Source organism: Spirulina sp. 06S082 (genome assembly GCF_034932145.1).
Taxonomy (GTDB): domain Bacteria; phylum Cyanobacteriota; class Cyanobacteriia; order Cyanobacteriales; family Spirulinaceae; genus CCY15215.
This window is the reverse complement of sequence record NZ_JAYGHV010000276.1, coordinates 1-18,826: the sequence shown is the minus strand read 5'-3', so window position 1 is coordinate 18,826 and position 18,826 is coordinate 1. Positions and strand designations below refer to the sequence as shown.

Here is an 18,826-nt window from a genome sequence, read left to right as displayed (position 1 = left end):
TGGCATCACAATATTATCCTCAAGGGGATGGGTTCTACATCATACCCATGCCGCCCATGCCACCCATGCCGCCCATGCCGCCCATGCCACCCATGCCGGGATCCCCAGCAGGCATTGCAGAAGCGGGTTCGGGTTTCTCAACCACTAAGGCTTCAGTAGTGAGAACCATTCCCGCGATCGAACCTGCATTTTGCAGAGCAGAACGAACGACCTTAGCAGGGTCAATAATTCCCGCCGCGATCATGTCTTCGTAGGTGTTCGTCATGGCGTTGTAACCCATGTTAAAGTCGCTGTTACGGACTTTTTCCACGACAACAGAGCCTTCCACTCCGGCGTTAGTAGCCAGTTGGCGTAAAGGTTCTTCCAGGGCGCGGGTGACAATATCCGCCGCCACTTTTTCTTCCTCGTTGCTGAGGCTATTTTTAAAATCAGCCACTTTAGCAGAGAGGCGAATTAAGGTGGTGCCACCTCCAGGGACGATACCTTCCTCAACCGCCGCTTTTGTAGCGTTGAGGGCATCTTCGATGCGGAGTTTGCGATCTTTGAGTTCGGTTTCCGTGGCGGCTCCTACTTTAATTACTGCAACACCGCCGGCAAGTTTGGCAATGCGTTCTTGTAATTTCTCTTGGTCGTACTCAGAGTCGGTTTCTTCTAACTGCTTGCGAATTTGACCGATACGCTTGTTGACATCGCTGGTGTGGTTTCCAGTCGCAACAATGGTGGTACTTTCTTTATCAATGGTCACTTTCCGCGCCGATCCCAACATATCGAGGCTGACGCTATCCAAGCTTAAGCCTACTTCTTCAGAAATCATTCGTCCTCCGGTGAGAACGGCAATATCTTGGAGCATTTGCTTGCGGCGATCGCCAAAACCAGGGGATTTAATTGCGGCGACGTTGAGGACTCCACGGGCTTTATTCACCACGAGGGTTGCCAGGGCTTCTCCTTCCAAATCTTCAGCGATAATGAGCAGGGGAACGCCTTCACGAGCCACTTTTTCGAGGACGGGGACTAAATCTGAGATCGAGCTAATTTTCTTATCAGCAATGAGCAAGCGGGGATTTTCAAATTCGACGATTTGCCGTTCTTGATCCGTGACAAAGTAGGGGGAAATATAACCGCGATCGATTTGCATTCCTTCGACTACTTCCAATTCCGTGGCCATAGATTTGGATTCTTCTACGGTGATGACTCCATCTTTGGTTACTTTTGCCATCGCTTCGGAAATCATGCGACCGACTTCATCATCATTCCCAGCCGAAATAGTTGCCACTTGCGCGATCGCGTCTCCTTCGACGGGCTTGGAAATTGTTTCGATTTCCTTGACCAAATAGGCGATCGTCTTTTCCATACCGCGACGCAAAGCGACGGGGTTTGCACCAGCAGCCACGTTTTTCAAGCCTTCTCGAATCAGGGCTTGAGCAATAACCGTTGCTGTGGTGGTTCCATCACCGGCAATATCCTTGGTTTTGGAAGCGACTTCTTGAATTAATCTTGCCCCCGTATTTTCTAGGGGATCCTCGAGTTCAATTTCTTTGGCAACGGTTATCCCGTCGTTAACAATCTGCGGTGCGCCGAATTTCTTCTCGAGGAGAACATTGCGGCCTTTGGGACCGAGGGTAATGCGTACTGCATCAGCAAGGGTGTTAACCCCTTTTTCCAATGCACGTCTGGAGTCATCTTTAAACGAAATGATTTTAGCCATTTTCTTTAAGTCCCGTTATCTCTAATAATTTCTACCATAAGCAAATTTAGCACTCTCTTGACCAGAGTGCTAAGTCTCGGGCAATTTACCGCAATAAACGGCTGAAGTGATTGCTAAGACTGCATTTTAAACAAAAAGAAGTTTTTTGATGCACAAAATAGTAGTTTTGTCAAGCTCTATTTTTGGCGTATTTTCCAGAAAAGAATCGTGATTTTAGCAGGATGTAAGGATAAATTTTTTCCCCTGAATCAAGATGCAAAATATTTAAACGCAGCATAAGCTAAGGTTACAACCCCAGTGACGATCGCCCCTTCGTCAGCCTCAAAAGCAGGATGGTGTAAGGGATAATTGGTTTTCCCTGGCATTCCCACCCCCAAACGAAACATACTCCCAGGTGCGTGTTCTAAGTATAGGGAAAAATCTTCCGCCCCGAGGGAAGGTTCGAGAATGCGCTGGACGCGATCGCTTCCCCAGGCTTCCTTCGCCGCTTCTTCAACTAATTGTGTCATCAGTCCATCATTCTGCACGGAAGGCACCACGCGCTGATAATTCACCTCATATTTTGCCCCGTAAGCACCGCAAATGCTGGCAACAATACCTTCGATCCATTGGGGTAGATTTTCGTGAGTTTCTGGGTGCAGCGATCGCACGGTACCTGCCAAGCGTACTTGGTCGGCAATCACATTCGGCGCTCTACCCCCATTAATCTGTCCAAAAGTGAGAACAATAGGGCGCAGGGGATTTTGCGTGCGACTAATCGCTTGCTGTAGTGTGGTGATAATTTGAGCCGCAATCCAAATCGCATCCGTGGCTTCATGGGGTCGCGCCCCATGCCCAGATTCCCCTTGTACAAAGATTTCCAGATCGTCCGCCGCCGCCGTTAGCGCCCCATAGCGAATGCCGATAGACTGGGCAGGAATAGAGGGAAATACGTGAACGCCCAAAATATTACTCACATCTCGCATTGCTCCATCTCGTACCATCCAGCCGGCTCCTTGAGCAATTTCCTCGGCGGGTTGAAAGAGAAAACGCACATTTCCAGGCAAATATTCTTGTAATTGTGAGAGAATCATCGCCGTCCCCAAACCGAGAGTAGAGTGGATATCGTGACCGCAAGCGTGCATTACACCAGGCTTACGGGAAGCAAACTCTAAATTCGTACACTCATCGATGGGTAACGCATCCATATCCGTGCGTATCGCAAGTCGGCGATCGTCTTGTCCTTGTCCTTTTAATTCCCCCACAACACCAGTTTTCCCCACAGCCTCTTCGACGTGCAACCCACAGGAAGAAAGCACCCCAGCAATATAGGCCGCCGTTTGGTACTCCTGACCGCTCAATTCTGGGTGTGCATGGATATGACGGCGAATTTCAATCAGCCGAGGAGCAAGAGTTTCTGCAAGAGTCTTAATTTGATTTAACATTGATAATGATTGCTAATATTACTAATATTACTAATTATTCATTGATAATTGTTGCTTGAAAAGGAAGTTCGATCGCAAATTCTGTCCCTTCTCCAACTTGCGAGGCACAATACAATCTACCCCCATGTTTTTCTACAATAATATCGTAGCTGGTCGTTAATCCCAATCCTGTTCCTTTGCCAACAATTTTGGTGGTAAAAAAAGGATCGAAAACACGCTGTTGAATGTGTTGGGGAATTCCTGCACCATTATCGGACAAATGAATGCGAAGGCACGTTTGTTGGGTATTGGGATATTGGTCGATTTCAGTGCTTAGGGTGAGGGTAGGCGTAAACTGCACCCCTTGACCGCATTTTTCTTCTAAAGCATCGATCGCATTACTCAATAAATTGATAAACACCTGATTGATATCTCCTGGATAGCATTCAATTTCAGGAAGAGAAGCAAAGTTTTTCACCACTTGAATTTCTGGGCGATCGCCTTGCTGTCTGAGGCGGTGTTGCAGCAACATTAAGGTACTATTTAAACCTTCATGGAGATCGGCACGTTTGCGATCGGCTTCATCTAAACGCGAGAAATTTTTCAGAGATTTGACAATTTCTTGAATGCGATTTGCTCCAGTTTTCATAGAGTCTAAAAGTTTGAGAAAATCTACCGCCATGAATTCAAGATCGATATCTTTTAGCATCTTCTCCACTTCATCCACGGGGTTAGGATAATGTTTTTGATAGATATGAATCAGTGCTAATAAGTCTTCTGCGTAGTGCAACGCAGGGGCAATATTCCCGTAAATAAAGCTAATTGGATTATTAATTTCATGGGCAATTCCGGCGACTAATTGTCCGAGTGCAATCATTTTTTCATTTTGAATAGCTTGAGCTTGAGAGTGTTTGAGTTTGTGCATTGCTTCTCGTAATTGTCGAGTTTTCTTTAATGCTTTTTCTTCTGCTCGTTTTCGCTGCATAAATTCTCCCAGTTGTGCCGCCACGACATTGACAATATCTACCAAACGTGGATCGTAAATCAAGGAACTTGTTTTGAAAAACATTAAAATTGCTAAAACACGCTTATTTTTGAGAATAGGTATGCCAAAACAGGCTTTTAAGCCAAATTGTCCCGCTATTTCTCGGCGATGAAAATCCTCTTTATTGGCACAGGAAACATTTTCAATCCATTCCGGTTTTTGAGAATTATAAATCTTACCTGCAAAGCCAATATTGGGAACCCAATCAATCTCTTGAGAGCGATCGAGAAAGTCTTGAAAACTTGGTTTACTGATATATCCTCCCCGCACAGATTGTAAGTTTCTACCCCGATCGATAGGAATCCAGGCTTCCGCTACATCCCAACCAATGGTCTGACAAAATAAGGGTAAAATAACGGCGATCGCATCTTGAAAATACCGAGCGCGGTTAATGGCTTGGGTTGCTGCTAATAAAAGGCGCAATTCTAGTTCTGTTTGTTTGAGCGAAGTAATTTCAATAATAACACCATCCCAGAGAATATTGCCATTTTTTTGCTGCTCCGGTTTCGAGACTCCTTTTAACCATTTCTGTTTTCCCGATAGGGTAATAATGCGAAATTCTAATTCCCAAGACTGTAGAGTTTTGGCATTATTTTGCAGGGTTTGGGTAAAGCGATCGCGATCTTCAGGATGAATGTAGGCGATCGCGGATTTTCCCAAAGTTTCTGTAACTGAAAATTCGGTAATTTTTGTCCAAGCGGAATTTAAAAATAACCAATTTCCCGAGGTATCAATTTGAAAAATAACTTCTTTAATAGAATTAATAACTAAGCGATATTTTTCTTCACTTTTGCGTAAATCATTTTGATTTTTTTGCCGCTCAATGGCATGAGTTAAAGAGCGAATTAAAAGCTGACTTCCTACTTGATTTTTGATTAAATAATCTTGCGCTCCCGCTTCTAAAATCTGTCCATAAAGTTTCTCTGTACCTCCATTACCTAAAACGATAATAGGGAGATCGAAACTCCATGATTGAATAGTTTGGAGCGTTTCAATTCCTTCACTATCTTCGAGAAATAGATCGAGTAAAATAATATCGAAATCTTCTCTATTTTTTAGATATTGTCTAGCTTGCATTAAGGATTGTGATTCGCGGTAAATAATCGAGAAATTAGTTTCTCTTTCAATTGCCAAAAATACATCTTCGACAAGATCGACAATATCTCGCTCGGTTTCAATAAAAAGAATCCTTATCTTTCCGGATAGAGACGTTAAAACCATATTTTTCTTTCCTTCAAGTGAATTATGCGATCGCAAATACAGCCTTTAAAACCCCAAACCTTACCTAAAACAATAGTACAATATCTAATGAAAAATAACTGTAGCAAAATGCTAAACATTTTGGTGCTTTTTTCTGTCCCTTGGCAAGAGTCGAGAAGCGCAAAATCGACTAAGATAGAATGAACTTTGTATTCTGCCAAAAACATGACGGTAAAGGCGATCGCATCTCAATTCAATAACGAGCAATTTTCTCAAGTTCATCAACATCTGATTACCGAAATCGATCTTGCAATTCGAGCGCGTTACCCCCTCCTTTATTTGGTGGCTGTTGAAGAATCTCCCATTTGTAAGATTCTCGATCGCGTCGCCAGAGAGTTATATCCCCCTCGGCAACTCTTGATCTGGGATTTAGTGAGAGGCTGGTCAGACAACAATACTAATCGTAATTCAGTCATGGGAGCATTAGAGCGCATTCGCCGACAGGAGATACAAACACCCAGCATTTTTGTTCTTAAGGATATTCATTTTATTTTACGCTATCCCCATAGCCCTCAAAATGCCCCCGTGGTTAGAGAATTAAAAAATTTGGCGGCGGATCTCAAGCAAACCCCCCATACCTTGGCGATCGTCAGTCATATTTTAGAAGTTCCCCCCGAGTTGAGCGAAAATATTACGGCGATCGATCTACCTCTTCCTAACCTTGAGGAAATTGAACAACTTATTGAGAATGGGGTCAATGCGAAACAACTTAAAGTAGAAGGATTAGCGCGGGAACAATTGTCTAAGGCCTGTCAGGGATTAAGTCGAACTCGTATTGAAGGTATTTTAAGGAAAAACCTTGTAGCCAAAGAAGTCATCGATGAAACGGCGATCGATGAGGTATTAGAGGAGAAAAAACAAGCCATTCGCCAAACGGGAATCTTAGAGTTTTTTACTCCCCGCGAATCATTGAAAAATGTCGGGGGTTTGGATAATTTAAAGCGATGGGTGCGAATGCGTAATGATGTCTTTACAGAGGAAGCGAGGCGCTATGGCATTCCTAACCCCAAGGGGGTGCTATTGGTAGGTATACAGGGGACGGGGAAATCTCTCTCGGCGAAAACCATCGCCTGTGAGTGGCGTTTACCTCTGCTGCGTTTGGATACAGGGCGATTATTTGGGGGGTTGGTGGGAGAAAGTGAGAGTCGGGTGCGACAAATGATTGAAATTAGTGAGGCGATCGCCCCTTGCGTCTTATGGATCGATGAAATTGACAAGGCTTTTGGCAATTTAACCTCGGGAAGTGATGGAGACTCGGGGACATCTCGGCGGGTATTTGGGTCTTTAATTACTTGGATGCAGGAAAAAACGGCGGCGGTATTTATTGTGGCAACGGCGAATAATGTTAATATTTTACCGGCTGAATTATTGCGAAAAGGTCGCTTTGATGAAATTTTCTTTTTAACGTTACCGACGCAAAAGGAACGAGAAGATATTTTTAAAGTTCATTTACGAAAGTTACGTCCAGCAAGGATTCGGGAGTTTAATATCGAGATATTAGCCAAACAATCAAAAGGGTTTAGTGGGGCGGAGATCGAACAAGCAATTTTTGATGGGATGCACTATGCTTTTGCTGATATTATCGATGGACAGCGCCGGGATTTTACTACGAATGATATTATTCGCGCGATTGAAGAAACGGTTCCTTTGGCGGCGATCGCCCGTAAGCCTATTGAAGCATTAAGACGTTGGGCAGCAGAAGCAGGGGCGAGGACGGCTTCTAACGATACGCAGCTTTCTGAAGCCTTACGCCATTATATGTTGCGACGAGGACTGGAATGGCAAGAGGAGGAATGAAAAAGCAGTTGATGAGTTCAGATGCTCTATTACTCCGAGAACTCTACCTGAAGAAAAAATTTCCCAGAGGAAATGTCGCTATAATTGAGGTATATCTTGCTGATGAGACGATATTTTGTGCGGGTGCAACCTCTCAGGCAAAAAGTCCGAGTCCCAAACCCAAACCGCGATCGCAAGGTGGACAATTTGAACCTATTGTTGATTCTCATTCCGGTCGTATCATGGATACGGATGCTGAATACAAAGCCTTTTCTGCAATAGCTGAAACATTAGGGCAATTTGGCGATCGCAACATTATTGGTAAGTTATATCTTTACACAGAACGAAAGCCCTGCGAAAGTTGTGAAAATGTTATCGAGCAATTTCAGCAACAATATCCTAAAATTGAAATTGCCGAAATTTTTTGGGATCATCCTTATCCTTAACTGTTTACCAGTCACCATTTACTAAAATGACCTTAACTGCGAATTATGACTTCTTTATCTTTTCCCATTCAAAATCTTAAAATTTCTCCTACATTTGATGTTCCAAGTTCTCTGTATAATTGCCTGTCTAAAGTTTGGCAATACTCCTACGAAGAACTTTATGAAGATAATACAGAGAATAGTATTACTCTTGAAGATGCGATCGATCGCGTGTTAGATTCTCTTGCAGACAATGATGTTATTAGAAGTCATCACCGTTATATTTGGATGGCACTTATTCTGGCAAACTCTGTCGAACCAACGATTAAAAGTTATTTACCTGATGATACCAGAACCAAACAGATTTTTCAAAGTGTTCAAGATCGGTTACAAACTCCAAAATCATCATCACAATTTAATGCTGAACATTTAATTTCAGAACTTTTTCCTCAAATTTCTGTAGGAAATCAGGCTATTGATGAAGCATTTGATGTGTTTCAGAATTTATTGCGGGTTTTGGATCGCGATCGCGCAAAAGAAGCTCTTATAGAAATGTTAGAAGATTGTTTAGAAGGATATGCTATCTTTCCGGGTTCTCAGGAAAGACGAGACTTATTCAATTGGTGGCTACTTGAGGTTGTTCCTGCTTCGTGGTGTTTGGGAATTCCAAATGCAATTTATACAATCCAAGGATATGCAAGTCTGTATAAAATTGTACAAAGATCCCTTAAAATTCAGATTATTTGGACGCGCCTCCGTTTTGACAAAATAGGGAGTAAGCAAGCAAGAGTTCCGCACTACAACATTATCAGTTTTATAGAGGGCATTATCGGATTTTTCAGAAGATTACAAATAAAAGAAGTACGATAAAACAATTAACGTTGCGTTTTTGGAGAAAAGATTGTGGACACATCAACTATTTTTCTTCCCAGAGGATTAGAATTAAAGATAGACCTCACAGACAAACAGTTTTGGCAACTGTGTCATGATAATGATGATTTGCAATTTGAAATGACAGCGACAGGAGAATTAATTATTATGTCGCCAACTGGGAGTATTACCAGCGATCGCAATTCTGATTTAAACTTTCAATTACGATATTGGAATCGCCGGAATAATCTAGGCAAAGTGTTTGATTCTAATGGGGGTTTTCAGCTTCCCAATGGTGCGAGACGCGCCCCTGATTCTTCTTGGGTTAAAATAGAGCGTTGGGATGCCCTAACTCCAGAAGAACAAGATAGATTCGCACCATTATGTCCCGATTTTGTTGTCGAGTTAATGTCTCCGAATGATTCTTTAGAAGTCACTCGGGATAAAATGAAGGAATATCAAGAAAATGGAGCGCAGTTAGGATGGTTGATCAACCGGAAAAGACGACAAGTAGAAATCTATAGATTGAACCAAGAAGTAGAAATATTAAATAATCCCCAAACTGTATCGGGGGAGAATATTTTACCTGGTTTTGTATTAGATTTGGCAACAATCTGGTAGATAATTTGGATTACGTTTAAAAATTTGTAATCAAGATCGAATTGACGACAGGCAATAAAAATTGTGTCAGGGTAAAGGCATCTACTCCTAACTCAGTGCGCTCTTTTGCTGCTAAAATTCCCCCTTGGGCGTGCCACCAGGCAGCCGTTGCCACCACTACCTCCAAAGGCTGCTCAGAGGTGGCTAACTGCGCCGTTAAGCCCCCCATTAGCCCCGTCAGGACATCCCCACTGCCTCCCCGTGCTAAGGCGGGTGTACTGTCGGGAATGAGCCAGATTGAGCCGTGGGGAGAGGCGATCGCGGTTCTGGCTCCTTTAAATAACACAATAGCACCACTTTGTTGCGCCGCTTCTCGAGCCGCTTCGATGGGATTTTCTGGGGAAATATCGGGGAAAAGTCGCTTAAATTCGCCGAGATGGGGGGTGAGAATGGTGGGAGAATTCCGTTGAGAGAGGGTTGAAATTGCTGCCATTTCTGACAAAATATTTAACCCATCCGCATCTAAAATTAAAGGGATCGAAACTTGTAAAACTTGCGCGATCGCCGATTTAGATTCCCGAGTCAGTCCAGGTCCTGCGGCGATCGCGCTAAACTGTTCTAAATCAGCAATGGGTAACGAGGCGATCGCGCCTTTTTCCGTCTCGGGACAGCCAATGATTAAGGCTTCCGGTAAATGGGAAACTAACATCGGCTGTAACGACTCTGGGACCGCAATAGAGAGCATTCCCACTCCACTTGCCCTTGCTCCCAAACCTGCTAATATTGCCCCTCCAGCATAGCGTTTTGACCCGCAGATGAGGAGTAAATGCCCCTGTTTGTATTTATGGGTAACTAGAGGACGTTTTAGGGGTAGAATTTCTAAGGCAATAGTTTCCGTTAACCTTTGGATCGGAGGATTTTCGGAAAGAATTGCCTGGATATCTGCGATGGGAATGCCAAATTCGAGCAGAGATGCACTACCGCAGTATTCTAAAGCCCGATCTTGGAAAAATGCTAACTTCCATAGTCCCAAACAAAAGGTATGAGTTGCCCGAATTGCTATCCCTAAAACTTCTCCTGTATCCGTATGAATACCGGAAGGGAGATCGATGCTAATAATAGGTTTACTACTGTTATTAACCCAGTTCACCGATCGCGCAATTTCTCCGGTAATTTTCCGCGTTAAACCAAAACCGAATAAACCATCAATAATCAGTTCGCGATCGCCTAAAGATTCGATTTTAGTATAGCCAGAAATACCCAAACTAGCTGCATATTGAGCATGACTAGCAGTTAATTCTTTTAACTTTTCAAAAGGAGAATAAAGACTAACATCATAGCCTTGCAAATACAATTCTCGCGCTACAACTAAAGCATCCCCCCCATTGTGACCAGGGCCAACCAAAATACCAATGCGATCGAAGCGCGATCGCGGATAAAGAGAAATAATTTTTTGAGCAATTAATCCAGCCACTTTTTCCATTAATGCAGCAACGGGCATTCCCGCGTCAAATATTCGTCCTTCAATTTGACGCATCTGATTTGCGGTCACGATCGCCCGCGAAGTAATAAAAAATGAACCGATTTGTCTGAGATTGGAGGGCATGAATGATATCCTAATGATTTACTTTTTCTCGATTTTACTCCGATAGGGAAGGAGAGGAAGAAATTGACATGAGTGAATCAAATAAAGATAGAATAGTTATAATTGATTACCAATTACCAATTACCAATTACCAATTACCAATATCCCCTATATTATGAATTTTTTAAAGCAAATTGCTAAAACTCTCCGCTTGCCTTCTTCTTGGCCAGCATTCGTTGTTCTTATCTTGCTGATTGTTGCAGGATATTTAGGCAATTATTTTCACCTGACCCTTTTTTTTAGTGTTGATTTTTTATTTGGCAGTATTGCTGTTTTAATTATTGCTTACTTTTATGGCATCTTTTGGGGGGCGATCGCCAGTCTGATTGCCAGTAGTTGGACTTATTTTGCATGGGATCATCCCTACGCCATTGTTACCTTTACCTGCGAAGTGCTATTTGTTGCCATATTAATGCGCCGAACCCGTCAAAATATAGTTTTCTTAGATGGTTTGTACTGGCTATGCTTGGGGATGCCCCTCGTTGGTTTGTTCTACGGTGCAGTTTTACCCGTCTCGATCAACGGTACGATTCTCATTGCCCTCAAACAAGCCGTTAACGGAATTTTTAACGCGATCGTTGCCTATCTTCTCATCACTTATTTTCCCTTCAAGAAACTCCCTCATAAAACCCAAATTATACTCAATAAAAATTCACAACTAAAACGAGGAATTTCCTTTCAACAAACCATTTTTATTCTTCTGATTGCATTTGTTTTCTTCCCCACTTTATTGCTCACCATCTTGAACGGACGGGAAGCTCTCAAGACTCTCGAACGAGAAGTTAAAATCGAACTAGAAGCCACATCAACCCCTTTAATTGCCGATTTTAGTCGCTGGTATCAACAGTATCTCAACGGCGTACAAGCCCTCGCAACAACTGCTCAAAACTCGCAAAATCTGCCCCGAGAAGAATTGCAACACAGTACGACGACAATCAAACAAGCCTTTCCTTCCTTTCTCAAACTCTACGCCACCAATGCAGAAGGGGATATTATTGTGGCAGATCCCATCAGCAATGAAATAGGAGAAACTGTTATTGGTCAGAATATCGCTCAAAAAGTTAATTGGCAAACAGCCAAAGCGACCTTAAAACCCTTTTTTACCGACGCTCATAGCGATCGCGCGAATAGTACCCTTAATCTTGGCATCAGCGTTCCCATTCTTATTAACAAACAGTGGAACGGGTTAGCCTATGGTTCCCTAGAATTAGCAGAACTTGCCACAGTTTTGCAAACCAGCCTCGCCAACGATCGCCTGCAAGCTACCCTCTTAGACGGTCAAAATCGGGTTATTGTCAGTTCCAAAGGCGATCGACCTCTGAGTCCCTTTAACCTGAGAGAGGAGGGAAAAGTACGTTCTGTAGACAATAGCGAAAATATTGTGCAATGGCTGCCCGACACCCCTGGATTGCCAGATATGGTACGCTGGCGAAAATCTCGTTTCATCCAAAAAATTGCGATCGACCAAGATTTGCCTTGGACGTTGATCGTAGAAATTCCAGGACAACCCTATATCGATCGCCTGGAATGGCTCTATATCAAAAATTTGGCCTTTGTCCTCCTCATCGCTATTCTTGCCCTCTTTAGTGCCGTTATCGTCAGCCAACGTTTAGTTTCCCCCATCAAAAAACTAACTGCCGTTACCACAGACTTACCCCAAAAACTCGAGCAACATTCGAGCCTCGATCGCTTCCCCCACTCCCGCATCAGTGAAATAAGCTCTCTCGCGAGTAACTTTCAATCTATGATTGCAGCCCTAGCCGAAAAATTTGGGGAACTGCAACAAGCGAATGAAACCCTCGAACATCGAGTCACCAGCCGCACCCAAGAGCTTTCCCGACTCAATGACAATCTCAACGAGGAAATGATTCGTCGCCAAGAAATCGAAGCCTCCCTACGAGAGCAAAAAGAAAGATTTGACTTGGCTATCTCTGGAACCAATGATGGGATCTGGGATTGGAATATTCTTACCAATGAAGTCTATTATTCTCCCTCCTGGATGCGAATTTTGGGCTATGAAGATGCTCCTCTCCCTAATGAATTGAGTACCTGGAGCGATCGCGTGCATCCAGAAGATTTAGAAACCGCCCTACAAGATATTCAAGACCATTTAAGCGGCAAAACACCGCTTTATGAAGGTATTCATCGCTTGCAGCATTGTAATGGCGAATATCGCTGGGTTTTAGGTAAGGGAAAATGCGAGCGAGACGAAGCAGGAAAGCCCTATCGACTGGTAGGTACCCTGACGGATATTACCGAGCAAAAACAGGCAGAAGCTGCCCTGAGAGTAGCAAAAGAAGAAGCAGAAATCGCCAACCGTGCCAAAAGCGAATTCCTTGCCACCATGAGCCATGAAATTCGCACCCCCATGAATGCAGTGATCGGCATGACGGGTTTAATTCTCGATACCGAATTGAACTCCCAACAACGAGAGTTTGCCGAAATTATTCGCAGTAGCGGCGATTCCCTGCTGACCTTAATTAATGATATTCTTGACTTCTCTAAAATCGAATCCGGTAAATTAGACCTCGAAGCGCAACCCTTCAACCTGCGGCAATGCGTGGAAGAATCCTTAGATTTAGTCGCCACTCGAGCCACAGAGAAACAGCTAGAGCTTGCCTATTTGTTTGAACCCCAAACCCCGAAAGCGATCGTGGGAGATGTGACCCGCTTGCGGCAAGTTTTGGTGAATTTATTAGGGAATGCTGTCAAGTTTACCCAAGCAGGAGAAGTGGTGGTTTCCGTTCGTACTCGCAACCCGCGATCGCAACAGTGCGAAATTGAATTTGCCGTCAAAGATACGGGTATTGGCATTCCCCGCGATCGCCTTAGTCGTCTTTTTAAGCCTTTCAGTCAAGTGGATGCCTCCACCACCCGGAAATTTGGCGGCACGGGGCTAGGATTGGTCATTAGCAAGCGCCTCACGGAACTGATGGGGGGAAGGATGTGGGTTGAAAGTGAAGAGGGACAAGGATCGGTATTTTTGTTCACTATTGTTGTTCCTGTTGCCCTTTCAGAAAACAGCGATGTCAAAGGACAACTCGAAGATAAACACCTGCTCATCGTGGACGATAATGCCACCAATCGCAAGGTTTTGACCCTACAAGCGCAATCCTTTGACATGATATCCCGAGCGGCATCCTCGGGAGAGGAGGCTCTGCATTGGCTCGAAGCAGGAGAACAATTTGATATTGCCATTCTCGATATGCAAATGCCAGATATGGATGGTTTGATGTTAGCCAAGCGCATTCGCCAAATGCCTATCGGTCAAGCACTTCCCTTAGTCATGTTGACTTCTATCGGCAAATTTGATGGCGATCGCGATCCCTCGGGGGTTAATTTTGCAGCTTATTTGAATAAACCCATTAAGCAATCCCAGCTTTATAATATTCTCGTCAACCTATTAATCCCTCAGCCCCTCTCAACGGGAGAATCTATGTTGTCTTCTTCTCAATTTGATGCTCTGTTAAGCGAACAACTCCCTTTAAAAATTCTGTTGGCGGAAGATAATGTCGTCAATCAAAAAGTTGCCCTCAATCTTCTGAAAAAATTAGGCTATCGAGCCGATGTTGCTGCCAATGGGCTAGAGGTGTTAGAGTCCTTAAAACGTCAGTCTTACGATATTGTGCTGATGGACGTACAAATGCCGGAAATGGATGGTTTAGAAGCAACTCAACACATTCGCAGGATGGAACGAGACGAGGAGAATCGTCACATTACTATTATTGCTATGACTGCCAATGCTATGCAGGGCGATCGCGAGATCTGTATCGAGGCGGGTATGGATGATTATATCAGCAAGCCCATTCGGGTTAATACTTTGGTGGAAGTCTTAAAAAGATATCAAAAGCAATCTCAATCTTTGTCAGTCGATCGAGAAGAAGAAGATGTAAGCTCGGTGGCGATCGATGAGAAGATGTGGCAAGAGTTAGTTGAAATTGGGGGTGATGATGCGGACGGTCTCATTCGCGATTTGGTTGAATCTTACTGTGAAGACAGTCCGAGATTATTAGCGGGAATGAGAGAGGCGATCGCCCATAAGGATGCCAAGCAACTTGAATATTACGCTCATACCCTTAAATCGAGCAGTGCCTCTTTTGGCGTGATGCAATTTACCGATATCTGTGCAAAACTGGAAAAATTGGCGCGATCGGAAACAACTGTGGGAGCAGAACCTCTTTTCACACAAGTTCAAGCAGAATATCAACGAGTGGAAATGACATTAAAGAACAGAATAAATAATAAAAATAAATAATAAATATGAAACAAAAACTTTGGTTTGATTATCCCATTCAGGTACAACCCCATCATACAGATTATGCGGGCATTGTTTGGCATGGAAACTATATTAATTGGCTAGAAGAAGCACGAGTTGAGTATTTAAGTTCCCTCGGTATTCAGTTTGCCGATCTTGTGAAGTTAGGCTGCGATCTTCCCGTGGTCGAATTGACACTGCGCTATCGTCAAGCCTTACAATTAGGACAATCTGCGATCGTTAAAGCCAATCTGACTTTGAAGGGAGTTCGCCTCAATTGGGATTACGAAATCCGATCGCCAGACCAGAAAGAATTATATCTTACGGCACAGGTTACTTTAGTTGCAGTCGATCGCGATCGCCGAAAAATTATGCGCCAATTACCTCCTATTCTACAAGAAGTGCTGCCCGAGTTATCTTAACTTTTACCCGACTCATTCTTTCCTAAAAGCCAATAAGTGGTCATTTCTCCTTTTCCTTTGACAGAAATTGTGCGTTCCTCGCTAAAGTGATAGCGATCGCCAAGAATTGCGCGAGCATCGGCAGTCATTTGAATTTTTCTAGGTTCCCCTTGAGCCTCCATGCGAGAGGCAACATTCACCGTATCTCCCCACAGATCGTAAATAAATTTTTTCATGCCGATCACCCCAGCAACCACAGATCCCGTACTAATACCAATGCGAATTTGTAAAGTTTGTTCCCCTTGAATTTGTGTGAGTTTGGTTGTATGAAATTGAGGCATAGCTGCTTGCATCGCCAGAGCCATATCTGCGATCGCCTCCAGGTGATCGGGTTTGCGTTCGGGAAGTCCTCCCACTACCATATAAGCATCTCCAATCGTTTTAATTTTTTCCAAGTCATATTTATCCGCAAGTCGATCGAACTCGGAAAAGATTTGATTGAGCAGTTCCACCAGTTCAATCGGGGACATTTGAGCAGACAAGGGAGTAAATCCGACAATATCGGCAAAAATAATGCTCACCGAGTCATATTGTTCCGCGATCGCCCCCGTGCTTTGCTTGAGGCGATCGGCGATGGAACGGGGGAGAATATTGAGGAGAAGACGCTCCGACTGTTGTTTGGCCAGACGTAAAGCCAATTCTGCCCGCTTGCGATCGCTATTGTCCCTCACCATAAAGAGAACTTCATTTTCACCGCTCGGAACAACGCGAATTTCTTCATATTGCAAGCGGCGATCGATCCACACTTCTTGTTCGTAGCTTAAAGGTTCTTTGCTGGCGAGAACTTTTCGGACAGCTTGGATTTGACGTTCTGCCATTTCTGGAGCAATCAGTTCTCGCACATTTTTGCCGACGGGTTCGATATCTGATGACATCACGCTGGCAAACTCTTTTGCTTTGACAAAATCGAGACAGACTCCCTCTGCATTCATGCGAAAGATCAGATCGGGAATGGCGCTGAGAATAGCCCGATTTTTGGCTTCGCTGGTTTGTAAAGCTAGTTCGGTGGCTTTGCGATCGCTGATATCTCGAGCGACAATAATAGCGCTTTCTTCATCTAAAGGAGAAACACTGGCATCGAGCCAAATCTGTTGATTTTGGAGATTGTCTGGGGGGTTTTTGGGGCTGAGATAGTATTCAATATGTTGCGTTTCTCCCGTATCTAGGGTCGTATGAATGGCTTTGAGAAGGCGATCGGCCGTCTCTCGATCCATGACTTCATGCAGAGTTTTTCCAAACAGTTCTTCAGAAGAGTCCAAAATATTCACAGTTTTGGTCGGTGCAACCTTTAAACAAAGCCCAGAGCGATCGTAGATCAGGGTCAAATCTGTCATTGCGGCAAACATACCGCGCTGTTCTGCCTCAATTTGCTTTTGATGGAGATTGTTCCCTAATTGGTCGGCGACTGCGCTGACAAGATGGCTAAGGCGCAAATCTTGTTCTCGGGTTTCTAGGGTAAAAAAGCTCAAGACGGCTAATACCTGCGTTCTTTCCCCGCCAAAATTCTCCATCGTCAGAATAGGAATGCTAAAGGCCGCACTTAAACCGCTTTGTCGTGCTGTCTCCAAGCGGAGAAAGGGATCTTCGCTATTGGCAGACAAATAATGCCATTGGGGTGTACCTATCTCCCAAACTATCCCAGGTAATTCTTCTCCAGGTAATAAAATCAGTGCTTCGCTATATTCTCGGAAAAGATCGATCGCCTCCCCGAGTTGAGCATCAATATTTTGCCGACGGCGATACCAACTGGGACTGCATTCGATAGCGGAGCGATCGGCAGTTTTGAGCCAAACTTCTCCATAAATCCAACCTGTTTTTTCGCAAATCTGACAGAGGGCAATTTCAAGGGCTTTGTCGAAGTCGGGGGCGTTATTGATGGCTTGGGATAAGGTTAAAAGAAACTGAACTTCTTCTTCTGCTTGCTGGCGTTGTAATTCCGTTTGACGCGCTGCGATGAATTTACCGAGACTTTGTACCATTAATTCGATAATTTCAATTTCTCGCGCCTCGAAGACATTTTCTCGAATTGTGGGGGAATAAAAATTGAGAATGCCGTAAATTTTTTGATTGACCCAAATGGGAGTACCGACATAGGATTCAAGTTTAAATTGTTGGTAAAAGAGGCGATCGCGCAATTCGTCTTTGCTGCCGGCGCGATCGACTGCAATAGTAGACCTTTCCTTAAAAGGCAATTGACAATAGGTTTCAGCAAGGTCAAAAGAAGAAGGCATAATTCTCCGGCCTTTCTCCTCTTCCTCTGTTTCCTTGTCACTGGTAATGGCTAACTCTTCCCATTCTCCCCAACTCGCTTCGATATAACAGCGATCGCCTTGAATGCGAGCGATCGTCGCCAAGGGAAACCCAAAAATTTGGCAGCCTGTCTCGAGATAATCGGCAAATAATTGGGTGGAATTAGGATAAGCGGTGGTGTTGAGGCGATGTACCTGTTTCAGGCGATCGCCAAAATCCTGCAAACGTTGATTTTGTTGGGCGAGTTGTTTTTGGAGAGAGCGTAAATATAATTGATTGGTAATGCGAGCGAGAACTTCTGCTTTTTGAAAGGGTTTGGTAATATAGTCTACTCCCCCAACCTCGAAGGCTTTCACCTTATCTTGAGCATCGTCTAAAGCACTGAGAAAAATAACAGGAACATCTTTGGTGCGATCGTCGGCTTTAAGACGGCGACAAACTTCATAGCCGTCCATTTCCGGCATCATAATATCGAGCAAAACTAAGTCTGGTGGTATCGCACGAGCAGCAGACAGGGCGATTTTACCGTTTAGGGTCGGGCGAACTTCATAACCTTGCTTTTTGAGCATTGTCACCAACAAGCGTAGGTTGGCGGGGGTATCGTCAACCACTAAAATATTTTCTTGAGCTGGCTCAATTTCTGGCGTAGTCATTGAAAATTCGTGCGAATTTGGCATTATCAAAGTTTCTTTCCCTCAAGGAGAAGTAATGCTCAAGTAATTTCTCAATCTTGTCCTAGTGTATCCCGGACACTTACAAGGCTCTACACCCATTCTTTAAGATTCCCGATCGATATTCTTTCCACAGTGTAGCGAAGGGAGGTAAATCTTTTGCAGTTATCGGATATCTATTTGAGAAGGCGATCGCCCCAGCATCGAAGTCAGCTATTAAAATACTCTCCCAATCTTGCGGGAGAACATTTTTTGACTTACCATTGTTGAACGCTCCCCAACCAAATCAAAGATTATGGTTGGGGATTCTTTCAGCTACGGAAATTCCGTAGTGTTCCCAGAACAACTGGCGTTCTCAGCGTGCAGTCGGAACTTTTGCCCACATACACTCTGGAAAAGTTTTTGTCGCCTATTAATACACAATACCAATATCTCGCGCCAATATTATAACTCGCGTTTA

The 18,826-nt window shown here is 43.9% G+C and carries 11 protein-coding genes and 1 pseudogene; 6 read left to right on the top strand and 6 right to left on the bottom strand.

What is annotated here, in order from left to right; all coding sequences use genetic code 11:
- Window positions 1–34: 34 nt before the first annotated feature.
- The 3 genes from groL to VB714_RS16110 form a co-directional block, all read right to left on the bottom strand.
- Entirely contained in the window at window positions 35–1,705 is a 1,671-nt protein-coding gene (groL, locus tag VB714_RS16120; protein WP_323225662.1) for a chaperonin GroEL, read from the bottom strand.
- Between the two features lie 248 nt (window positions 1,706–1,953).
- Window positions 1,954–3,129 (bottom strand): M20 family metallopeptidase, encoded by a 1,176-nt coding sequence (locus tag VB714_RS16115; RefSeq protein WP_323225661.1) that lies wholly within the window; start codon window positions 3,127–3,129, stop codon window positions 1,954–1,956.
- Between the two features lie 34 nt (window positions 3,130–3,163).
- Window positions 3,164–5,374, bottom strand: a complete 2,211-nt coding sequence (locus tag VB714_RS16110; protein ID WP_323225660.1) for an ATP-binding protein — start codon at window positions 5,372–5,374, stop codon at window positions 3,164–3,166.
- 204 nt (window positions 5,375–5,578) lie between these two features.
- Between VB714_RS16110 and VB714_RS16105 the strand changes: the two genes are divergently transcribed.
- From VB714_RS16105 to VB714_RS16090, 4 genes are read left to right on the top strand one after another with little or no spacing between them, the layout of a single operon-like run.
- Window positions 5,579–7,210 carry an AAA family ATPase gene (locus VB714_RS16105; RefSeq protein WP_416309708.1) on the top strand — a complete coding sequence of 544 codons (1,632 nt, stop codon included), beginning with the start codon at window positions 5,579–5,581 and terminating at the stop codon, window positions 7,208–7,210.
- A complete protein-coding gene (locus tag VB714_RS16100) occupies window positions 7,207–7,635 on the top strand; it encodes a deaminase domain-containing protein (protein WP_323225658.1) in 429 nt (142 codons plus the stop codon). Before VB714_RS16105 ends, VB714_RS16100 begins: the two co-directional genes overlap by 4 nt.
- A 45-nt stretch (window positions 7,636–7,680) precedes the next feature.
- Window positions 7,681–8,484 carry a hypothetical protein gene (locus tag VB714_RS16095; RefSeq protein WP_323225657.1) on the top strand — a complete coding sequence of 268 codons (804 nt, stop codon included), beginning with the start codon at window positions 7,681–7,683 and terminating at the stop codon, window positions 8,482–8,484.
- A gap of 33 nt (window positions 8,485–8,517) precedes the next feature.
- Complete coding sequence (locus VB714_RS16090) at window positions 8,518–9,105, top strand: Uma2 family endonuclease (protein ID WP_323225656.1); 588 nt, start codon at window positions 8,518–8,520, stop codon at window positions 9,103–9,105.
- Between the two features lie 16 nt (window positions 9,106–9,121).
- Here the strand turns inward: VB714_RS16090 and VB714_RS16085 are convergent, their stop codons facing one another.
- Window positions 9,122–10,690, bottom strand: coding sequence for an NAD(P)H-hydrate dehydratase (locus tag VB714_RS16085; protein ID WP_323225655.1), 1,569 nt, complete (start codon window positions 10,688–10,690; stop codon window positions 9,122–9,124).
- Window positions 10,691–10,844: 154 nt separating this feature from the next.
- Here VB714_RS16085 and VB714_RS16080 point away from each other — a divergent pair, with 154 nt between their 5' ends.
- Window positions 10,845–14,984 carry a response regulator gene (locus VB714_RS16080; RefSeq protein WP_323225654.1) on the top strand — a complete coding sequence of 1,380 codons (4,140 nt, stop codon included), beginning with the start codon at window positions 10,845–10,847 and terminating at the stop codon, window positions 14,982–14,984.
- 5 nt (window positions 14,985–14,989) lie between these two features.
- Complete coding sequence (locus VB714_RS16075; RefSeq protein WP_323225653.1) at window positions 14,990–15,406, top strand: thioesterase family protein; 417 nt, start codon at window positions 14,990–14,992, stop codon at window positions 15,404–15,406.
- Here VB714_RS16075 and VB714_RS16070 read toward each other — a convergent pair.
- Window positions 15,403–18,348: an adenylate/guanylate cyclase domain-containing protein gene (locus tag VB714_RS16070; RefSeq protein WP_323225652.1), complete on the bottom strand. Its 2,946-nt coding sequence runs from the start codon at window positions 18,346–18,348 to the stop codon at window positions 15,403–15,405. The two genes, VB714_RS16075 and VB714_RS16070, sit on opposite strands and share 4 nt — an antisense overlap.
- A gap of 329 nt (window positions 18,349–18,677) precedes the next feature.
- Window positions 18,678–18,826: pseudogene (locus tag VB714_RS27495) on the bottom strand (IS200/IS605 family accessory protein TnpB-related protein); the annotation flags it as partial.